The organism is Nocardia albiluteola, assembly GCF_018860155.1.
GTDB lineage: Bacteria > Actinomycetota > Actinomycetes > Mycobacteriales > Mycobacteriaceae > Nocardia > Nocardia albiluteola.
Window position 1 is genome coordinate 171,266 of sequence record NZ_JAHKNI010000014.1, and the last position, 17,594, is coordinate 188,859.

The 17,594-nt window shown below is 68.9% G+C and carries 15 protein-coding genes; 9 read left to right on the top strand and 6 right to left on the bottom strand.

What is annotated here, in order from left to right; translation table 11 throughout:
* Window positions 1-169 precede the first annotated feature (169 nt).
* The 7 genes from aceE (at window position 170) to KO481_RS33600 (ending at window position 9,350) form a co-directional block, all read left to right on the top strand.
* Entirely contained in the window at window positions 170-3,022 is a 2,853-nt protein-coding gene (gene aceE / locus KO481_RS33570; protein WP_372452165.1) for a pyruvate dehydrogenase (acetyl-transferring), homodimeric type, read from the top strand.
* A 155-nt stretch (window positions 3,023-3,177) separates the two neighbouring features.
* On the top strand, window positions 3,178-4,512 hold the full coding sequence (locus tag KO481_RS33575) for a PucR family transcriptional regulator (RefSeq protein WP_308166865.1): 1,335 nt from the start codon (window positions 3,178-3,180) through the stop codon (window positions 4,510-4,512).
* 127 nt (window positions 4,513-4,639) lie between these two features.
* Window positions 4,640-5,572: an ACP S-malonyltransferase gene (locus KO481_RS33580; RefSeq protein ID WP_215922514.1), complete on the top strand. Its 933-nt coding sequence runs from the start codon at window positions 4,640-4,642 to the stop codon at window positions 5,570-5,572.
* A gap of 116 nt (window positions 5,573-5,688) precedes the next feature.
* Window positions 5,689-5,994 carry a meromycolate extension acyl carrier protein AcpM gene (acpM, locus tag KO481_RS33585; protein ID WP_372452163.1) on the top strand — a complete coding sequence of 102 codons (306 nt, stop codon included), beginning with the start codon at window positions 5,689-5,691 and terminating at the stop codon, window positions 5,992-5,994.
* 10 nt (window positions 5,995-6,004) lie between these two features.
* Entirely contained in the window at window positions 6,005-7,255 is a 1,251-nt protein-coding gene (locus KO481_RS33590; protein ID WP_215922516.1) for a KasA/KasB family beta-ketoacyl-ACP synthase, read from the top strand.
* 149 nt (window positions 7,256-7,404) lie between these two features.
* Window positions 7,405-8,835, top strand: a complete 1,431-nt coding sequence (locus KO481_RS33595) for an acyl-CoA carboxylase subunit beta (RefSeq protein ID WP_215922517.1) — start codon at window positions 7,405-7,407, stop codon at window positions 8,833-8,835.
* Between the two features lie 167 nt (window positions 8,836-9,002).
* A complete protein-coding gene (locus tag KO481_RS33600) occupies window positions 9,003-9,350 on the top strand; it encodes a hypothetical protein (RefSeq protein ID WP_215922518.1) in 348 nt (115 codons plus the stop codon).
* A 5-nt stretch (window positions 9,351-9,355) separates the two neighbouring features.
* Here the strand turns inward: KO481_RS33600 and KO481_RS33605 are convergent, their stop codons facing one another.
* The 4 genes from KO481_RS33605 to KO481_RS33620 form a co-directional block, all read right to left on the bottom strand.
* Window positions 9,356-9,889, bottom strand: a complete 534-nt coding sequence (locus KO481_RS33605) for a DUF3145 domain-containing protein (protein ID WP_215922519.1) — start codon at window positions 9,887-9,889, stop codon at window positions 9,356-9,358.
* Between the two features lie 94 nt (window positions 9,890-9,983).
* Window positions 9,984-10,817: a serine hydrolase domain-containing protein gene (locus KO481_RS33610; RefSeq protein ID WP_215922520.1), complete on the bottom strand. Its 834-nt coding sequence runs from the start codon at window positions 10,815-10,817 to the stop codon at window positions 9,984-9,986.
* A 21-nt stretch (window positions 10,818-10,838) separates the two neighbouring features.
* Entirely contained in the window at window positions 10,839-11,411 is a 573-nt protein-coding gene (locus tag KO481_RS33615; RefSeq protein ID WP_215922521.1) for a DinB family protein, read from the bottom strand.
* A 79-nt stretch (window positions 11,412-11,490) separates the two neighbouring features.
* On the bottom strand, window positions 11,491-12,546 hold the full coding sequence (locus KO481_RS33620; RefSeq protein ID WP_372452164.1) for a phosphotransferase family protein: 1,056 nt from the start codon (window positions 12,544-12,546) through the stop codon (window positions 11,491-11,493).
* Window positions 12,547-12,643: 97 nt separating this feature from the next.
* Between KO481_RS33620 and pabB the strand changes: the two genes are divergently transcribed.
* Window positions 12,644-14,305 (top strand): aminodeoxychorismate synthase component I, encoded by a 1,662-nt coding sequence (gene pabB / locus KO481_RS33625; protein WP_245401855.1) that lies wholly within the window; start codon window positions 12,644-12,646, stop codon window positions 14,303-14,305.
* Window positions 14,306-14,361: 56 nt separating this feature from the next.
* On the opposite strand, the gene KO481_RS33630 is transcribed toward pabB, so the two are convergent.
* A complete protein-coding gene (locus KO481_RS33630) occupies window positions 14,362-14,829 on the bottom strand; it encodes a hypothetical protein (RefSeq protein ID WP_215922524.1) in 468 nt (155 codons plus the stop codon).
* Between the two features lie 80 nt (window positions 14,830-14,909).
* Here KO481_RS33630 and KO481_RS33635 point away from each other — a divergent pair, with 80 nt between their 5' ends.
* A complete protein-coding gene (locus KO481_RS33635) occupies window positions 14,910-16,661 on the top strand; it encodes an HNH endonuclease (protein WP_215922525.1) in 1,752 nt (583 codons plus the stop codon).
* An 80-nt stretch (window positions 16,662-16,741) separates the two neighbouring features.
* Here KO481_RS33635 and KO481_RS33640 read toward each other — a convergent pair whose 3' ends face one another.
* Complete coding sequence (locus tag KO481_RS33640) at window positions 16,742-17,506, bottom strand: serine hydrolase (RefSeq protein ID WP_215922526.1); 765 nt, start codon at window positions 17,504-17,506, stop codon at window positions 16,742-16,744.
* Window positions 17,507-17,594: the final 88 nt, after the last annotated feature.

Here is a 17,594-nt window from a genome sequence, read left to right on the forward strand (position 1 = left end):
TGTGACTGACATGATGACCTGGGACGCATCATCGACAAGGATGTGAGATGCGCCCCACCCGTTCGCGTCGGGTAGCCGCGCCCATCGGCACGGCTACCCAGGGTTCAGAGCCATCAGCTTGTCCACCCCTGTACGAGGAGCATTGATTTTGACAGACCTGCTGCACCCGATGTCGTCGTCGAATTCCGCATCGCAGTCGAGTGCCGACGGCCCCGCCGCGGCCCCCGCCGCGCGCGTGCGCGTGATCCGCGAGGGGGTGGCATCGTACCTACCCGATATCGACCCGGACGAGACCAGCGAATGGCTCGAATCCTTCGATGAGATGCTCGACCGGGAGGGCCCGGGCCGCGCGCGCTACCTGGTGCTGCGGCTACTCGAGCGCGCCGGTGAGCGTCATGTCGCGATTCCCGCGCTGACCTCGACCGACTACGTCAACACGATCCCCACCGAGAACGAGCCGTGGTTCCCCGGCGACGAGGAGGTCGAGCGCCGCTACCGCGCCTGGATCCGCTGGAACGCCGCGATCATGGTGCATCGCGCGCAGCGCCCGGGTATCGGTGTGGGCGGCCATATTTCGACCTACGCGTCGTCCTCGGCGCTGTACGAGGTCGGCTTCAACCACTTCTTCCGTGGCAAGAATCATCCCGGCGGCGGTGACCAGGTCTACATGCAGGGCCACGCCTCCCCCGGTATGTATGCGCGCGCGTTCCTCGAGGGCCGCCTGAGCACCGATCAGCTCGACGGCTTCCGGCAGGAGTACAGCCACGGTGGCCCTGGCCGCGGCCTGTCCTCGTATCCGCACCCACGCCTGATGCCGGACTTCTGGGAATTCCCCACGGTGTCCATGGGTCTGGGCCCGATGAACGCCATCTACCAGGCCCGGTTCAACCACTACCTGCAGGATCGCGGCATCAAGGACACCTCCGATCAGCACGTGTGGGCGTTCCTGGGCGACGGCGAGATGGACGAGCCCGAATCGCGCGGCCTGATCCAGGTCGCCGCCAACGAGGGCCTGGACAATCTCACCTTCGTGATCAACTGCAACCTGCAGCGCCTGGACGGACCGGTGCGCGGCAACGGCAAGATCATCCAGGAGCTGGAGTCGTTCTTCCGCGGTGCCGGCTGGAACGTCATCAAGGTCGTCTGGGGCCGCGAGTGGGACGCGCTGCTGGGCGCGGACCGCGACGGCGCGCTGGTGAACCTGATGAACTCCACCCCCGACGGCGACTACCAGACCTACAAGGCCAACGACGGTGCCTACGTCCGCGAGCACTTCTTCGGCCGTGACCCGCGCACCAAGGAATTGGTGAATGGCCTGACCGACGACGAGATCTGGAACCTCAAGCGCGGCGGCCACGACTACCGCAAGATCTACGCGGCGTACGCGGCGGCGCTGGCGCACAAGGGCCAGCCGACGGTGATCCTGGCCAAGACCATCAAGGGCTACGGCCTGGGCAAGCACTTCGAGGCGCGCAACGCCACGCATCAGATGAAGAAGATGACGCTGGACGACCTCAAGGCCTTCCGCGACCTCCAGCGCATCCCGATCACCGATGCCGAACTCGAGGCGAACCCCTACCTGCCGCCGTACTACCACCCCGGCATGGACTCCCCGGAGATCCAGTACATGCTGGGGCGGCGCCAGGCCCTGGGCGGCTTCCTGCCCGAGCGGCGCACCGCGGCCAAGCCGCTGCAACTACCCGGCGACGAACCCTATCGCGGGGTGCGCAAGGGCTCGGGCAAGCAGAACGTCGCCACCACGATGGCGTTCGTGCGCCTGATGAAGGAGTTGTTGCGGGACAAGGAGATCGGCAAGCGGATCGTGCCGATCATTCCCGACGAGGCCCGCACGTTCGGCATGGATTCGTGGTTCCCCTCGCTGAAGATCTACAACCGCAACGGGCAGCTGTACACCTCGGTCGACGCGGAACTGATGCTCGCCTACAAGGAGAGCTCGATCGGTCAGATTTTGCACGAGGGCATCAACGAGGCCGGTTCGACCGCGTCGTACACCGCGGCGGGCACCTCGTACGCCACCCACGGCGAGCCGATGATCCCGCTGTACATCTTCTATTCGATGTTCGGCTTCCAGCGCACCGGCGACGGCCTGTGGGCCGCGGCCGATCAGCTGGCGCGCGGTTTCATCCTCGGTGCCACCGCCGGGCGCACCACGCTGACCGGTGAGGGCCTGCAGCACAACGACGGTCATTCGCTGCTGCTGGCCTCCACGAATCCGGCGATAGTGGCCTACGATCCGGCGTTCGCGTTCGAGATCGCCCACATCGTGCGCGACGGCCTGCGCCGCATGTACGGCGGCGGGCAGCCCGCACCGGAGACGACGGTGCTGCCGGGCACGCATCTGCAGCGACAGCACGACGAGTTCGGCGGCGAGAACGTCAGCTACTACATCACCCTGTACAACGAGCCCTACCCGCAGCCCGCGGAGCCGGACGACATCGATATCGAGGGTCTGCTCAAGGGTCTGTACCTGTACAAGCGTGGCGGTGCGGGAGCGGTCCGCGCGCAGATCCTCGTCTCGGGCGTCACGGTGCCCGACGGTCTGCGCGCACAGGAGCTGCTGGCCGCGGACTGGGGTGTGCAGGCCGATGTCTGGTCGGTGACCTCCTGGAGCGAGCTGCGCCGCGAGGCCCTGGCCAAGGAGATTGCGGCGCTGCACCATCCGGGCGCCGATCCGGGTGTCCCGTATGTGACCCAGGCGCTGTCGCAGGCCCAGGGCCCGGTCGTGGCCGCCTCGGACTGGATGCGCGCGGTTCAGGACCAGATCCGCAAGTGGGTACCGGGTGATTACACCACCCTCGGCACCGACGGCTTCGGCTTCTCCGATACCCGTCCGGCCGCACGGCGGGTGTTCAACGTCGACGCCCACTCGATCACGGTCGCTGCGCTGGCCGCCCTGGGCCGCACCGGGGCGATCGATGCGTCCAAGGCGGTCGAGGCCGCGGCGAAGTACCGCATCGACGACGTCAACGCCGCCGAGCAGGCCACCGTCACCGACGAGTAGGCCGTCCGAGTAACCGACACGGGGCCCCGTGCACGGAGATTCCTCCGGCACGGGGCCCCGTTTCGCCCGATCGCCGGGCGATTCCGGCCGCGACACGGACCGGGGAAACCCCGGGGCCGTGCATGAGCCGGGCGCGCACGGGGGAATATGGAGCCGTGGATCGTAAACCGCCGAGACCGCGCCGGATCTCCGACTCCGGCACCAGCACCTCGCACGAGGTGTACCTGCCGACCGGCGCGCTCTCCCCCAACCGGCAGACCCGCGACCCGCTGCCGGACACACTGCTCAAGCGGGTGAAGCAGTTCTCCGGCCGGCTCTCCACCGAGGCCGTGGCGTCGATGGAGGACCGGCTGCCGTTCTTCGGCAGCCTGGATGCCGCCCAGCGCGCCGGGGTGCAGATGCTGGTGCAGACCGCGGTGGTCAACTTCCTGGAGTGGCTGCAGGATCCCGAGAGCGACATCCGGTTCAGCCTGGACGCGTTCCAGGTGATCCCGCAGGATCTGGCCCGGCGCCTGACGCTGCGCCAGACCGTCGACATGGTCCGGGTGGCCATGGAGTTCTTCGAGCAGTGGCTGCCCGCGCTCGCACGCAACGACCGCCAGCTGGTGGCCCTGACCGAGGCGGTGCTGCGGTACGGGCGGGAGCTGGGTTTCGCGGCGGCCTCGGTGTACGCCAGCGCCGCCGAATCCCGCGGCGCCTGGGACACCCGCCTCGAGGCCCTGGTGGTGGACGCGGTAGTGCGCGGCGACACCGGCCCGGAGATGCTCTCGCGTGCGGCGACGCTGAACTGGGATGCCACCGCCCCGGCGACGGTGCTGGTCGGTACGCCCCCGCGGGATCAGGTGGCCGTGGTCGGTTCGGTGCACACCACCGCCGCCCGGCACGGTCGCGCGGCCCTGGCCGTGGTGCAGGGCTCGCGGCTGGTCATGGTGGTCAGCGGCAATCTGGGTGATCCCTCCTATCCCTCCCCCTTCCTCATCGATCTGCTGGCCGAGGCCTTCTCCGACGGCCCGGTGGTGATCGGCCCGACCACCCGCACCCTGTCCGCGGCGCACGTCAGCGCGGTGGAGGCGATGGCGGGAATGGAGGCCGTGGTGGGCTGGCGCGCGGCGCCGCGACCGGTGCACGCATCGGAATTGCTGCCCGAGCGAGCATTGCTCGGCGATCGGGCTGCGGTCGAGGCTCTGAACGAGTATCTTGTGCTACCGTTGGCCGCCGCCGGGTCGGCCCTGTCGGACACCCTCGACGCCTATCTGGACTGTGGTGGAGCTGTCGAGACTTGCGCCCGGCAGCTGTTCGTTCATCCAAATACGGTCCGCTATCGCCTCAAGCGAATCGCGGAGGTTACGGGCCGGGATCCGATGAATCCGCGCGACGCGTACGTGCTCCGGATCGCCGCGACCATAGGTCGTCTGACACGAACTCGTAACGAATCGCCAACTTCAGCCTCAGAAGCCCCTTCCGGCACTCCTCACGAAGATCGGGTGTAACGCCGGACGGGCGCCGTTCGATCTCGGTGGTCCACTAGCTGTTTTGTGGGGTCCACACAAAACAGATCCAGAAACATCATTCGCGTCGACATCTCCACAGAGGCCCGGGACGGTGTTGTCTTAGGGAGTGATCGCGTTGTTCGCCCCAGGACAGGGCTCCCAGAAACCCGGCATGCTCGCGCCTTGGCTCGACCTTCCCGGCGCGCGTGACCGTCTCGAACTGTGGTCCATCGCGTCGGGCATGGATCTGCTGCGTTTGGGCACCACGGCCACCGCGGAGGAAATCACCGATACGGCTGTCACGCAGCCGCTGGTGGTCGCCGCGGCGCTGCTGGCCTTCACCGAAGTGCCGCAGCATGCGCTCCCGGCCGATACCATCGTCGCCGGACATTCGGTCGGCGAGCTCGCCGCCGCCGCCATCGCCGGCGTCATCTCCCCCGATGACGCGGTGCGCCTGGCCGCGATCCGCGGCTCGGAGATGGCCAAGGCGTGCGCGCTCGAGCCGTCCGGCATGTCCGCGGTGCTCGGCGGCGACGAAGCCACCGTGCTCGCCCGCCTCGCCGAGCTCGACCTCATTCCGGCCAACCGCAACGCGGTCGGTCAGATCGTGGCCGCCGGCCGGCTCGACGCGCTGGCCGAGCTCGCGGCGACCCCGCCGGAGGGCGCGCGGGTGCGCGCACTGGCGGTCGCCGGGGCGTTCCACACGTCGTTCATGGCTCCCGCTCAGGACGCCGTGACCGAGGCCATCTCCCAGATAACGCCCGGCAACCCGACTCGGGTACTCCTGTCGAACTTCGACGGGCAGCCGGTCTCCTCCGGCAGGGATGCCATCGATAAGCTCGCGGCACAGGTGACCCGGCCCGTCCGGTGGGATCTGTGCACCGAAACCGTTCGCGCGGCAGGGGTTTCCGCGGTGGTCGAATTGCCACCGGCGGGTACCCTGGTCGGCATTGCCAAGCGGGAGCTCAAGGGCACCCCGAATTTGGCAATGAAGGCCCCCGAGGACATCGCCCAGCTGATCAAGTTGGTCGATTTGGCCGACATTTCAGCAACCGGCTAGCTTTTCCTTGCGGTTTGCAGTGACGCAATCGCAACCGGGCTGGTAGAAACAATCTCCTGCTCGGCACCGAAGAAATAGTGCAACCCCCTATGAGAGATGAAGAAGGGAGCCACGCAGTGGCCGCTCTGACCCAGGAACAGATCGTCGAAGAGCTCGGCAAGATCATCGAAGAGGTGACCGGTATCGAGCCCTCCGAGGTGACGATCGAGAAGTCCTTCGTCGATGACCTGGACATCGACTCGCTGTCGATGGTCGAGATCGCCGTGCAGACCGAGGACAAGTACGGCGTCAAGATCCCGGACGAGGATCTGGCCAGCCTGAAGACCGTCGGTGACGCCGTGGCGTACATCCAGAAGCTCGAGGCCGAGAACTCCGAGGCCGCCGAGGCGATGAAGGCCAAGTTCGCGTCGGACGCCGAGTAGGACCGATACCGTGACCACTCCTTCCACTCTGAACGGGAACTTTCCCAACGTCGTCGTAACAAGCCTGGCGGCGACCACGTCGATCGCGGGTGACGTCGATGCGACGTGGAAGGGACTCCTCAACGGCGAGAGCGGCATCGACACTCTCGAGGATTCCTTCGTCGAGGAATACGACCTTCCGGTCCGCATCGGCGGCCACCTGAAGGTTCGGCCCGAGACCCTGCTGTCCCGGGTCGAATGCCGTCGCATGGCGTATGTCGAGCAGCTCGCGACCGTCCTCGGTCGCGAGGTGTGGAAGAACGCCGGAACTCCAGAGGTCGACCCGGAGCGGCTCGGCGTGGCGATCGGCACCGGACTCGGTGGCGGCGACGCGCTGATCGACTCGGTCGACAAGCTGAAGAACGGTGGCTATCGCAAGATTTCGCCGCTGGCGGTGCAGATGGTCATGCCGAACGGGCCGTCCGCCGTCGTCGGGCTGGAACTGAAAGCCAGGGCGGGAGTGGTCACCCCGGTCTCGGCGTGCTCATCGGGGTCGGAGGCCATCGCGAATGCGTGGCGGATGATCGTCATGGGCGACGCCGATATGGTCGTCACCGGTGGCGTCGAGGGTTATATCGACGCCGTGCCGATCGCGGCATTCTCCATGATGCGCGCGATGAGCACCCGTAACGACAGTCCGAAGTCGGCCTCGCGGCCCTTCGACAAGGATCGCGACGGCTTCGTCTTCGGCGAGGCGGGCGCGCTCATGGTCGTCGAGACCGAGGAGCACGCCAAGGCGCGCGGAGCTACGATCCACGCCCGCCTGCTGGGCGCCGGGATCACCTCCGACGGTTTCCATCTGGTCGCTCCCGCCCCGGACGGGCAGGGCGCGGCACGCGCGATGACCAGGGCGATGCAGACCGCAGGTCTGACCAAGAATGACATCACCCACGTCAACGCGCACGCGACCGCGACGCCCATCGGCGATACCGCCGAGGCGAACGCGATCAATCTGGCCGTCGGCAACCATGCCTCGGTCTACGCGCCCAAGTCCGCCCTGGGCCACTCGATCGGCGCCGTCGGCGCGCTCGAGTCGGTGCTCACCGTGCTCAGCATTCGCGACGGCATCGTGCCGCCCACGCTGAACCTGGACAACCAGGATCCGGAGATCGATCTCGATGTCGTGCACGGCGAGGCTCGCCGCCAGGACATCAAGTACGCGATCAACAACTCGTTCGGCTTCGGTGGGCACAACGTTGCGCTCACGTTCGGCCGGTACTGAGTTCACCCACCCCGCCGGCTCCGCAGGCTCCGCCAGCTAGCCATCCCCCGGGGTACACCGGTCACAACCGCAATCCCGGTGGGGCGCTTCGTCAACGGTGAACGCCGTTGCGAAAGCCCCACCGGGATTTCGACTTTCAGGAGAACGCGATGACCATTCTGGCCCCCGCTTCGGCGGATACCGCGACCGATCCCCGAGATCCGCTGGGCCGTCTGCAGCGATTCTTCGACCCCGGCACCGTCCTGCCGCTCCACCCCCGCGACAAGTCCGGCGTGCTGGCCGCCCTCGGCGAGGTCGACGGCGTGCGGACCGTCGCCTACTGCTCCGACGCCACCGTCATGGGCGGGGCCATGGGCGTCGAGGGCTGCAAGCACATCGTCGACGCGATCGACACCGCCATCGACTCCGGGATCCCGGTCGTGGGCATCTGGCATTCCGGTGGCGCCCGCCTCGCCGAGGGTGTGGAGGCCCTGCACGCGGTCGGCCTGGTCTTCGAGGCCATGGTCCGCGCGTCCGGCCTGGTTCCGCAGATTTCCGTGGTGCTCGGCTTCGCCGCCGGCGGCGCCGCCTACGGTCCCGCGCTGACCGACGTGGTCATCATGGCGCCCGAGGGCCGGGTCTTCGTGACCGGACCGGACGTGGTGCGCAGCGTGACCGGCGAGAACGTCGACATGGCCACGCTCGGCGGTCCCGACACGCACTACAAGAAGTCCGGCGTCTGCCACATCGTCGCCGACGACGAGTCCGACGCGCTGCATCGCGGGCGGCGCCTGGTCTCGATGTTCGCCGAGCAGGGCGAATTCGATATGGTCGCCGCCGAGCACGGCGATGTCGACCTGCGGGCCCTGCTGCCCGAATCCGCCCGGCGCGCCTACGACGTCAAGCCCCTCGTGCACGAACTCCTGGACAACGTCGACGGGGAGTCCTCGTTCGAGGAGTTCCAGGGTGGCTACGCGCGCAGCATCGTCACCGGCCTGGGCCGGCTGGCCGGGCGCACGGTCGGCGTGCTGGCCAACAATCCGCTGCGCATGGGCGGCTGCCTCACCTCCGAAAGTGCCGAGAAGGCAGCGCGTTTCGTGCGGCTGTGCAATTCGTTCGGCATTCCGCTGGTGGTCGTCACCGACGTGCCCGGCTATCTGCCCGGCGTCGGCATGGAGTGGGAGGGCGTGGTGCGCCGCGGCGCCAAGCTGCTGCACGCGTTCGCCGAGGCCCGCGTCCCGCGCGTCACCCTGGTGACCCGGAAGATCTACGGCGGCGCCTACATCGCAATGAACGCCCGCGCCCTCGGCGCGACGGCGGTCTACGCGTGGCCCGGCAGCGAGGTCGCCGTGATGGGCGCCAAGGCCGCGGTGGGCATCCTGCACAAGAAGGCGATCGCGGCCGCGCCCGAGGAAGAGCGCGAGGCGCTGATCGAGCGCCTGACCGTCGAGCACGAGCAGATCGCGGGCGGGCTGAGCCGCGCGATGTCGATCGGAGTGGTCGACGACATCATCGATCCGGCCAAAACCCGCTCCATCCTCGCCGCGGCCCTGGCGGCGGCGCCGGCCCGGGCCTCGCACACCAAGAACATTCCGCTGTAGGGCGAAGGTTCTACCGCGTCTGCCACAGGGCACCTTCCCGCCGATCCGGCGATGGGAATAGTCCAGTGGCCGTGTGCAACACCGTCACAGCGTAGTCTTCCCTCAACCTGCGAGTCTCATTGTCGCGTCTCGCGCTTGGCATACAACTGCATCGAGGGGGGACATTCGTGGACGACTTGCGAAGTCAGCTGAGGGCGGCGCTGGACGAGCTGGATGTGGCTCGCTCCCGGCAGGCCGCCCTGCGGGCCGACTTGGCCGCCGCGGACGCCCAGCGCAGCGCCCTGGTCGCCGAATTGCATTCCACGAGAACCGAACTCGATACCGCGTACACCGATATGACGCTGCTGCGCGAGGACTACGTCCGAATCCAGAACGACTACATCCGAATGCAGTACGAGCAGATCGAGATGCGCCACGACCTCATCGAGGTCGAACACGCGGTGACGGTCCGGCTCGCGGCCCAGGAGGAGGAGCTGCGGCTGCTGCGCGGATGGGACGCACCGCCGGAGGGCTGAGCCGCTCAGCCGACGTCGCGGCGCAGCCAGGTCACCTCCGCACCCTCGCCGCCGGTGCGGAAGGGTTCGAGGTCGTCGTCCCAGGCGGTACCGAGGACGCGATCGATCTCGGCGGCGATCTCGGTGGATGTATGGCGGCCGCGCTCGCGCGCGGAGCGCACGATTTCCCGCAGCCGCATCTCGCCGACCATCACATCGCCGTTCGCACTCATCGCACCGCACCACAGACCCAGCCCGGGGACGAAACAATATCGTTCACCGTCGACGCCCTCGCTGGGATCCTCGGTGATCTCGAAGCGTAATACCGGCCAGGACCGCAACGCGTTGGCTAACTTCGATCCGGTGCCCACCGGGCCGACCCAATCGGTGATCGCGCGCAGCTGTCCCGAGGCGGCGGGCTGGGCGGTCCAACGCAATTGTGCCGGTGCTTTCAGCGTCGAGGAGAGGGTCCATTCGATGTGCGGGCACAGCGCGGCCGGCGACGCGTGGATGTACACCACCCCCGACGTCGCGTCCGCGAATTGCATGGATCCGCGCACCAGCACACCTCCGACCTCGACCTGGAACGTCTTCCCCGACGATCGGTCGAGCCGGCGTTGCCCGAGTGTACTGGAGTGCCCGGTGTTACGGGTGTTACTTTTCGGCCGCGTCGCGATGTGCTGCGATTTCCCCGATCACCGCGTCGCTGAGCGGTGGCCATGCCGCGCGCGCCCAATCACCGAAATTCTCGTCGCTCAGCGCCACGCACGCCGCCCCCAGCACGGGATCCACCCACAGGAACGTGCCCGACTGACCGAAGTGCCCGTAGGTTCGCGGCGAGTTCGCCGCACCGGTCCAGTGCGGCGTCTTGGTGTCGCGGATCTCGAATCCCAGTCCCCAGTCGTTCGGCCGCTGGGAACCATATCCGGGCAGCACGCCGTTGGTACCCGGGAATTGCACGGCGGTGGCATCGGCCAGGGTTTGCGGAGTAACCAATGCCGGTTCCAGCAACTCACCCGCAAAAAGCATGAGGTCGGCGACCGTGGACGACGCCGCGTGCCCCGCGGAACCGTGCAGCGCCGAGGATTTCATTCCGAGTGGCTCGAATACCGCCTCGTGCAGATAATTCTCGAACTCGATCCCGGTCTGATCGGCCACGAACCGCGCCAGCACCTCGAATCCGGCGCTGGAATAGATGCGGCGCGTGCCGGGCTCGGCCATGATCACGGTGGTGTCGAAGGCCAGTCCGGAGGTGTGCGCCAGTAGGTGCCGCACGGTCGAGCCGGGCGGTCCCGCGGGCTGGTCCAGCTCGATCGCCCCCTCCTCCACAGCGACCAGAACCGCGTACGCCACAAGCGGTTTGGTCACCGAGGCCAACGCGAATTCGCGGTCGACATCCCCCTCGATCGCCCTGTCACCGGTTGCGGTCACCACCCCCGCAGCGGCATGCCCCACCGGCCAATCCCGAATCTGCTCCAATGCTCGCACGGCGACGAGCCTACGACCCCCTCAGGCGCGGACGTCGTGGAGGTGGTGGATCAGATCGTGGACGAAGTAGGTGGCCATCTCGTCCACGGTGAACAGTGAGCCGTTGCTGCGGCGGGCGGCGCGGGTGCGGTCGGCCGCAGGGACGGATTCGAAGGCGCGGGAAACGGTTTCGGCGGCCTCGGTGAGCTGGGCGGCGACCATTGCGGGCGCCTGCGCGAGGTAGTTGTCCGCCTCGGCGGTGCGGTCCTGATCCCAGTTCTCGAAGACCGGCAGGCCGTCGGCGAATCCGACCTTCGCCGCGAAGGCGGCGATGGCGGGCGGTTCGGCACTGCCGTGCAGGGCGACGCCGAGGCGGTGCGCGAAGATTCGGCAGACGTCGCGTACGTGGGCGACGTATTCCACTGGCGCCCAGGTGGAATCGTCGGGGCGCACGGCCACGCCGGGGCGCTCGAGGACCGCGGCGAACCGCACCGCCGCCTTGCGGGTCAGCCCGGGCACCGAGTCGTAATCGGTGCCCGGGCCGTCGAATCCGCAATCCGGGCAGGCCTTGTCGAGCACCCAGGTCCAGTCTTTGTCTTCGGGAACGATCGGCATGCCAGCACTCTAAGTTGGCAGCAAGTTATGCACCATAGATATACTGCCATCGACCGCCGAGATCCAGACGCCTCGGCCGCTACTCGGCCAGACGCCCGGCCTTCTCGAACAGCTCCAGGGTGATGGCGTGCAGGAAGTCGCCGACCTGCTTGGGCGCCTTCCCCGCGAACGCCCGCGCATAGGTGCCCTCGAGCACGATCCCCAGCTTGAAGCAGGCCAGCACGGTGTACCAGGTGACGTGGCCGAGATCCCGGTCGGAGAACCGGCCGTAGTGGGCGATCATCTCCTCCGGCGTGGGCAGCCCGCCCGCCTCGCCGAGCTTGCCGACCAAGGCCGCGCCGGTGGTGCCGGGTTCCGGGCGGGTCGCGATCTGCCAGCCCAGGTCCAGCAGCGGATCGCCGATCGTCGACATCTCCCAGTCGACCATCGCGGCCACCTGCGGGCCGTCGAACCGGAACATCATGTTCGCCAGATGGCAGTCGCCGTGCAGAATTCCCGGCGTCCACGCCGCGGGGCGATGGCGTTCGAGCCAGTCACCGATGTGATCCAGGCCCGGCAGCTGCGGGCCCGGGTAGCCGTCGTTCGCGGAATAGGACTCGAGCTCACCGAGCCAGCGCGGCACCTGCCGCTCCAGGAAGCCGTCGGGCTTGCCGTAATCGGCCAGCCCGATGGCCTCGTAGTCGACCGCGCCCAGTCGCGCGATGGCCTCCACCGCGGACAGACCCATCTGGCGGCGGATCTCCGGATCGCCGGCGTGCAGCTCGGGCAGTTCGTTCTGCGGATTGAACCCCGTGATCGGCTTCATCAGGTAGAACACCGCGCCGAGCACCGACTCGTCGGGGCAGGCCGCGATCACCTCGGGCGCGCGGACCCCGGTGCCGGCGAGGGCGCCGAGCAGGCGCGCCTCGCGGCGGATCACCTCGTTGCTCTTGGCGCGCAGATGCCGGGGCCCACGCCGCAGCACGTACTCCCGCCCGCCGCGGGCGAAGCGCAGCATGATGTTCTGGGTGCCACCCCCGAGCGGGATCACCCCCTCGAACGATCCGCCGGGCAGCCCCTGCTCGTCCATCCATTTCCCGATGACCGCGAAATCCACGACGTCGCGATCCACTTCGGCCGGTTGCACCACAGACATGTCCCACATTGTGCCCCACGCGCCGCGAGAAACTGCGGGCATGTGCCCTCAATATCCGATGCGTGCGACGACTGGGTCGCCGACTACGGTGAACCCCATGAGCACACCCCTCCCCGGGGGACATACGGGGCCGGACGGCCACGAGGCCGCCGGACATGCACGCCCGGCGTACGCCGCCCCGCACCGCACGCCCGGCGCCCCCATGGTCCGCGCCTCCGGGCCCGGCGATACGACCACGCCCGTTGCCCCCCGCACCGCACGGACCCGGCCGGGCGGATCGCCCGTGGCGCCGCCGCGTGCCGCGGACGAGACGATCGCGCTGAGCGTGCTGCACGAGACGATCGGGCGCGCGATCGACACCGAGGCGATCTTCCTGGCGTTGTACCGCAACGCCGAGCACGCGTTCTGGCTGGACAGCACGCACGCCGAGCCGGGACTTGATCGCTTCTCCTATCTGGGGGACGCTCGCGGGCCGCTGGCCGAGGTGGTGCGGTACCGCGTCGGTTCGGGAAGGGTCGAGGTCGACCGGCACGACGGCCGTCACATTGTTCCGGGCACCGTATTCGACTACCTGGCAATACAACTGCGCGATCGGAAGATCGAATTCCCGGATGTGCCTTTCGATTTCGCGGGCGGTTACGTCGGCTATCTCGGCTACGAGATGAAGGCGGACTGCGGCGGCGCCGCACACCACCGCGCGCCCGCGCCGGATGCGCAGTGGATCTTCGCGGACCGCCTGATCGTCGTCGACCACGTCGCCGAGCGCACCCACCTGATCGCGCTCGCGACGCCGAAAGACGTTGCAGGAGGCCGGGATTGGCTCACCGCCACCCGCGCTGTGCTGGCGGAGCTACCCGAGCGGTCGACGCTCGCCGGCCTGGAGCTGCCCACCGACGAACGGGAGGTGCACGCGGGGCTCGTTCGCGGCCGCGAGCGCTATCTGGCCGATATCGAGGACGTCCTGACCCAGCTGCGGGCAGGCGAGACGTACGAGGTCAACCTCACCGACAACGTCCACGTCGAGCAGGATTGCGACGGCCTCGACGTCTACCGCGTGCTGCGCCGCTCCAATCCCGCCCCTTATGCCGCGTTCCTGCGCCTGGGCGAGACCGAGATCGCCTGCTCCTCCCCCGAGCGCTTCCTGAAGGTGGATCGCGACCGGACGGTCGAGTCGCGGCCGATCAAGGGGACCGCGCCCCGCGGCGCCACCCCGGAGCTGGACGAAATCCTGCGCCGCACACTGGAATCGGATCCCAAGACGCGCGCGGAGAATCTGATGATCGTGGACCTGCTGCGCAACGACCTGGGCCGGGTCTGCGAATTGGGCACGGTACGCGTGCCCGCGCTCATGCGCGCGGAGACCTACACCACGATGCATCAACTGGTGACCACCATCCGCGGGCGCCTGCGCCCCGACGTGGACGCGGTGGCCTGCCTGCGGGCCTGCTTCCCGGGCGGGTCGATGACCGGCGCCCCGAAGCTGCGCACCATGGAGATCATCGACCGCCTCGAGACCGAGGCGCGCGGAATCTATTCCGGCACTATCGGATTCCTAGCCCTGGGCGGCGCGGCCGACCTCAATATCGTCATCCGCACGGCGGTCCGGCACGACGGCCGCTGGCGGATCGGGGCGGGCGGCGCGATAGTCCTGGACTCCGACCCCGAGCAGGAGTTCCACGAGATGGTGCTGAAGGCGGCCGCGGCCCTGCGCGCCGTCACGCTGGTCGCGCGAAAGCGGGCCCTCGCCGGACGGCCGTGACGCACCCCGACGAACAGACCACCACGCGGTCACGACACGCGTGCCCGGCGAATGGACTACTTTCCGCGCCCGCGCCCGCGCTTCGGTGGGTCGGGTTCCACGGGGGCCTCGCGCCCGCCGGTGAGGCGACCCAGCATGGAGACGCCCGGCAGGCGGCCGAGGCGGCCGAAGAGGTCCTCACCCATCGAGATCATCGCCTCGAGGCGGGGCAGCAGGCGGTCGTAGGCGGCGAAGGCCGGGTCGGTCAGGGCCAGGGTGCGGTCGAGGCGATCGATGGTGCGGTTGAGGCGATCGATGGCCGTCGACAGATTCGCGATCAGGTCCGGCAGTTGCGCGGCCAGCTGCACCGAGGCGGGTGGCAGCCGGATCGCGGTATCGAAGGCCTGCCCGGCGGTCGCCTGGGCGGCGTCCAGGGCCTGCCCGGCGGCCCGCTGCGCCGCCTCGGCGGCGGTCTGGGCCGCGGCGATCAGGTCGCCGGCACCGGGCACGCGGGGCGTGGCGGGCTTGCGCTTCGGATCGGTCATGGTGCCATCGTGCCGCACCGGCCGCGCGCTCATCGTCCACGCCGGTCCGTGTCGGTGCCGCCTGGCATAGTTCGCTGACGATGACATCCCCCGACGACGCCGCGACGCCGGTTCCGACCTCGCTGCTGACCGTATCGCTGTCGTGGCGGTCGGCGCACGCACTCGACGCGCACGCGCTGCTGCTCTCCGAGCAGGGCGTGCTGCGCACCCCGCGCGATGCGGTGTATTTCAACGCACCCCGCCATCCGTCCCAGGCGGTCACGCTGGACCAGGAGCCACAGCCACGCACCGCCAGGCTCTCGGTTTCCCTGCCGCGCACCGAAACCGAGGTGGCGCGCATCGTCCTGGGCGTCTCCGCGCCCGAGGGAGCCGTCACCGAGGTATCGGGGCTGACGGTCGAGGTCTTGGATGCCGCGGGTCTGGTCGCCCGCTGCGATGCGGCCTCTGCCGATGCGGCACCTCACCTGTCACAGCGAGCCGTCGCCCCCTCGCCAGGAGACGCTGTCGCACCGGGGGATCGCGGTCGGCTCGGTGCGGCGGAGCAGATCGGCCCGTCGTCGTTCCCGGCGGATGCCGGGCCGATACGGGCGGCGCTGCTGGCGGAGTTCTTCCGCAGCGGGGATCGGTGGTGGTTCCGGCCGGTCGACGGCTCGTGGGACGAATTGGCCGATATGCTCGCGGATTTCGGAATCTCAGGTGAGGGCATTCGAGCGGCGGACCGGCTCTCGCTGCGCCGAAACGGATTTGGCGATCGGATAACCGAAAGCCCCACTCCCCCACCGCCGAATCCCGGTACGGCAGATTGGCACCCCGAGGATGGTGTGCTTCGCTGGTGGGACGGAACACAGTGGACCGCCCAAACCGCACCGCTGCCGCCACAGGATCCGCGCGTGTGCCCCCGATGCGGGCGCAGGCGCGGGTGGCGGGTGCTGGGCGCACCCGCGCCGTGCCGGGCCTGCGCGGCCGAGATCCAGGAGTACCTGAGCGATTGGCGCGCCCGAGCGTGGCGCGTGCTGACCGGCACCGGGCCGCGCGGCGAGGACTGGGACGAGCTGTGGACCACGCTGCGCCACCGGCACATTCGGGCCGAGGATGGTCGAGCGGCCCTGCGCGGGCCGGGGCTGGCGTACATCGAACGGCTCGCGGCCTTCGCCGATGGCGAGATCACCGGCGACGATGTCGCGGACTTCGAGGCGGGGGTCGCGGCGCTGGCGCTGTCCGGTCCCCTGGTGGAGGAGCTGCGGCGGCGCATGCAACGCGGCCGCGTCCTGTCCCGGCTGCGTGCGGGCGAGCTACCCACCGTCCGCATCGAGGGACTCCATCTGGATCCCGAGGAGCGGGTGCACCTCGACATCGCCGCGACCCGCATCCGAGTCCTGGCACGTGGCGAGCGACGCACCGACGGGCGGCTGATCTGCTCGAACAAGAAGCTGCGCTTCGTAGGTCCCGAGGCCGGTGTGGAAATGCCTTGGTCGCGCATCGTTTCGGTGTCCGCGACGGACCACTCGGTCGCGATCGCGGCCACCTCGGCGCGCGGCGGCGCCGAATTCGAGGTCGACGATCCGGATCTGGCGGCGGCCGCGCTGGAGGGCGCGCTGCGCGTGGCGAAGCGGCTCACCCTGGCCCCGGGCCGCCGCGACAGCCGCGCGATTCCGCCGGAGATCAAGGCGCAGGTGTGGCGGCGGGACGGCGGCGCCTGCATCGAATGCGGCGCCACCCACTACCTGGAATTCGATCACATCATCCCGCTCAGCCGCGGCGGGGCAACGAGCCCGGGAAACCTCCAGGTGCTGTGCCGGTCCTGTAACCGGGCCAAAGGTGCGCGCATCTGATCTCGCGGGGCGGCTGCGTCGATGCGAGAACCTATGTACGAGAAGGGTTTCCGCAAGAGGGCCGTTGGGCCGAAAGGCGTTCAGCGGCGGGCGGATCCCGTCGATGGCACAGGGAACGGCGGATGCACACCGAGGATCGTTCCGGTCAGCGCGCCGAGCACGTCGGCGGTCTGGTCGTCCGGGCTGCCGTGGGTGTGGGCCGCGACCGTGAAGCCGGGGCCGATGGAGGCCGAGGCGACGTCCTGCGGGCCGAAATCCGACCAGCCCCATTTACTTCCGTTCACCCCGGGCAGGCGCGAGGTGCCCCAGTTCTGCTGGGTGCCGTCCGCGGCGACCGGAGCGGCCTCGCGCATCCAGGCCAGGATGGGCGAGTTCGGATCGGTCCGGACCTTCGCGTCGAGGAACTTGGTGATGTCCGCGACACTGGTGTAGGAGCTACCCCAGGACTCGCCGGAATGGGTTGCGGGCAGGCCGTATTCGCCGGCGGCGGCGTCGATCGCGTTGGGATACCTGGCCGCCAGGGCGCTCGCCGCGGAGTCGTCCGAGTACCGGATCATCCGCTCGGCCAGCTGCCGGTCCTGGCCGGAGCCGTCGCCGTGCCGCAGCGCGTAGTCGACGATGTACAGCTTCACCATCGACAGGCCGGTGCGCGATTCGTTCTCGTTCGGTGTTCCCCACTCCAAGCCGAGCGCGTCCGCCCGGAAGGAGATCGACGTCCGGTCCGGAACACCGGGGAGCACGTTGCCGATGGGCGCCGCGTTCGGCACCGGATCCGCCCACGCGGGCGTCGCCAGGAGGCATGCGCCCACCGCGAACATTCCTGCCACCGCCGCGCGAGCGCGCATCTCCGCCTCCTCGATCAGCCTACCGGGGCGAATGCTAGACGTTAGCCACGGTAGTGCCGGATGTTGATCTTGACAATCGATCGAATCC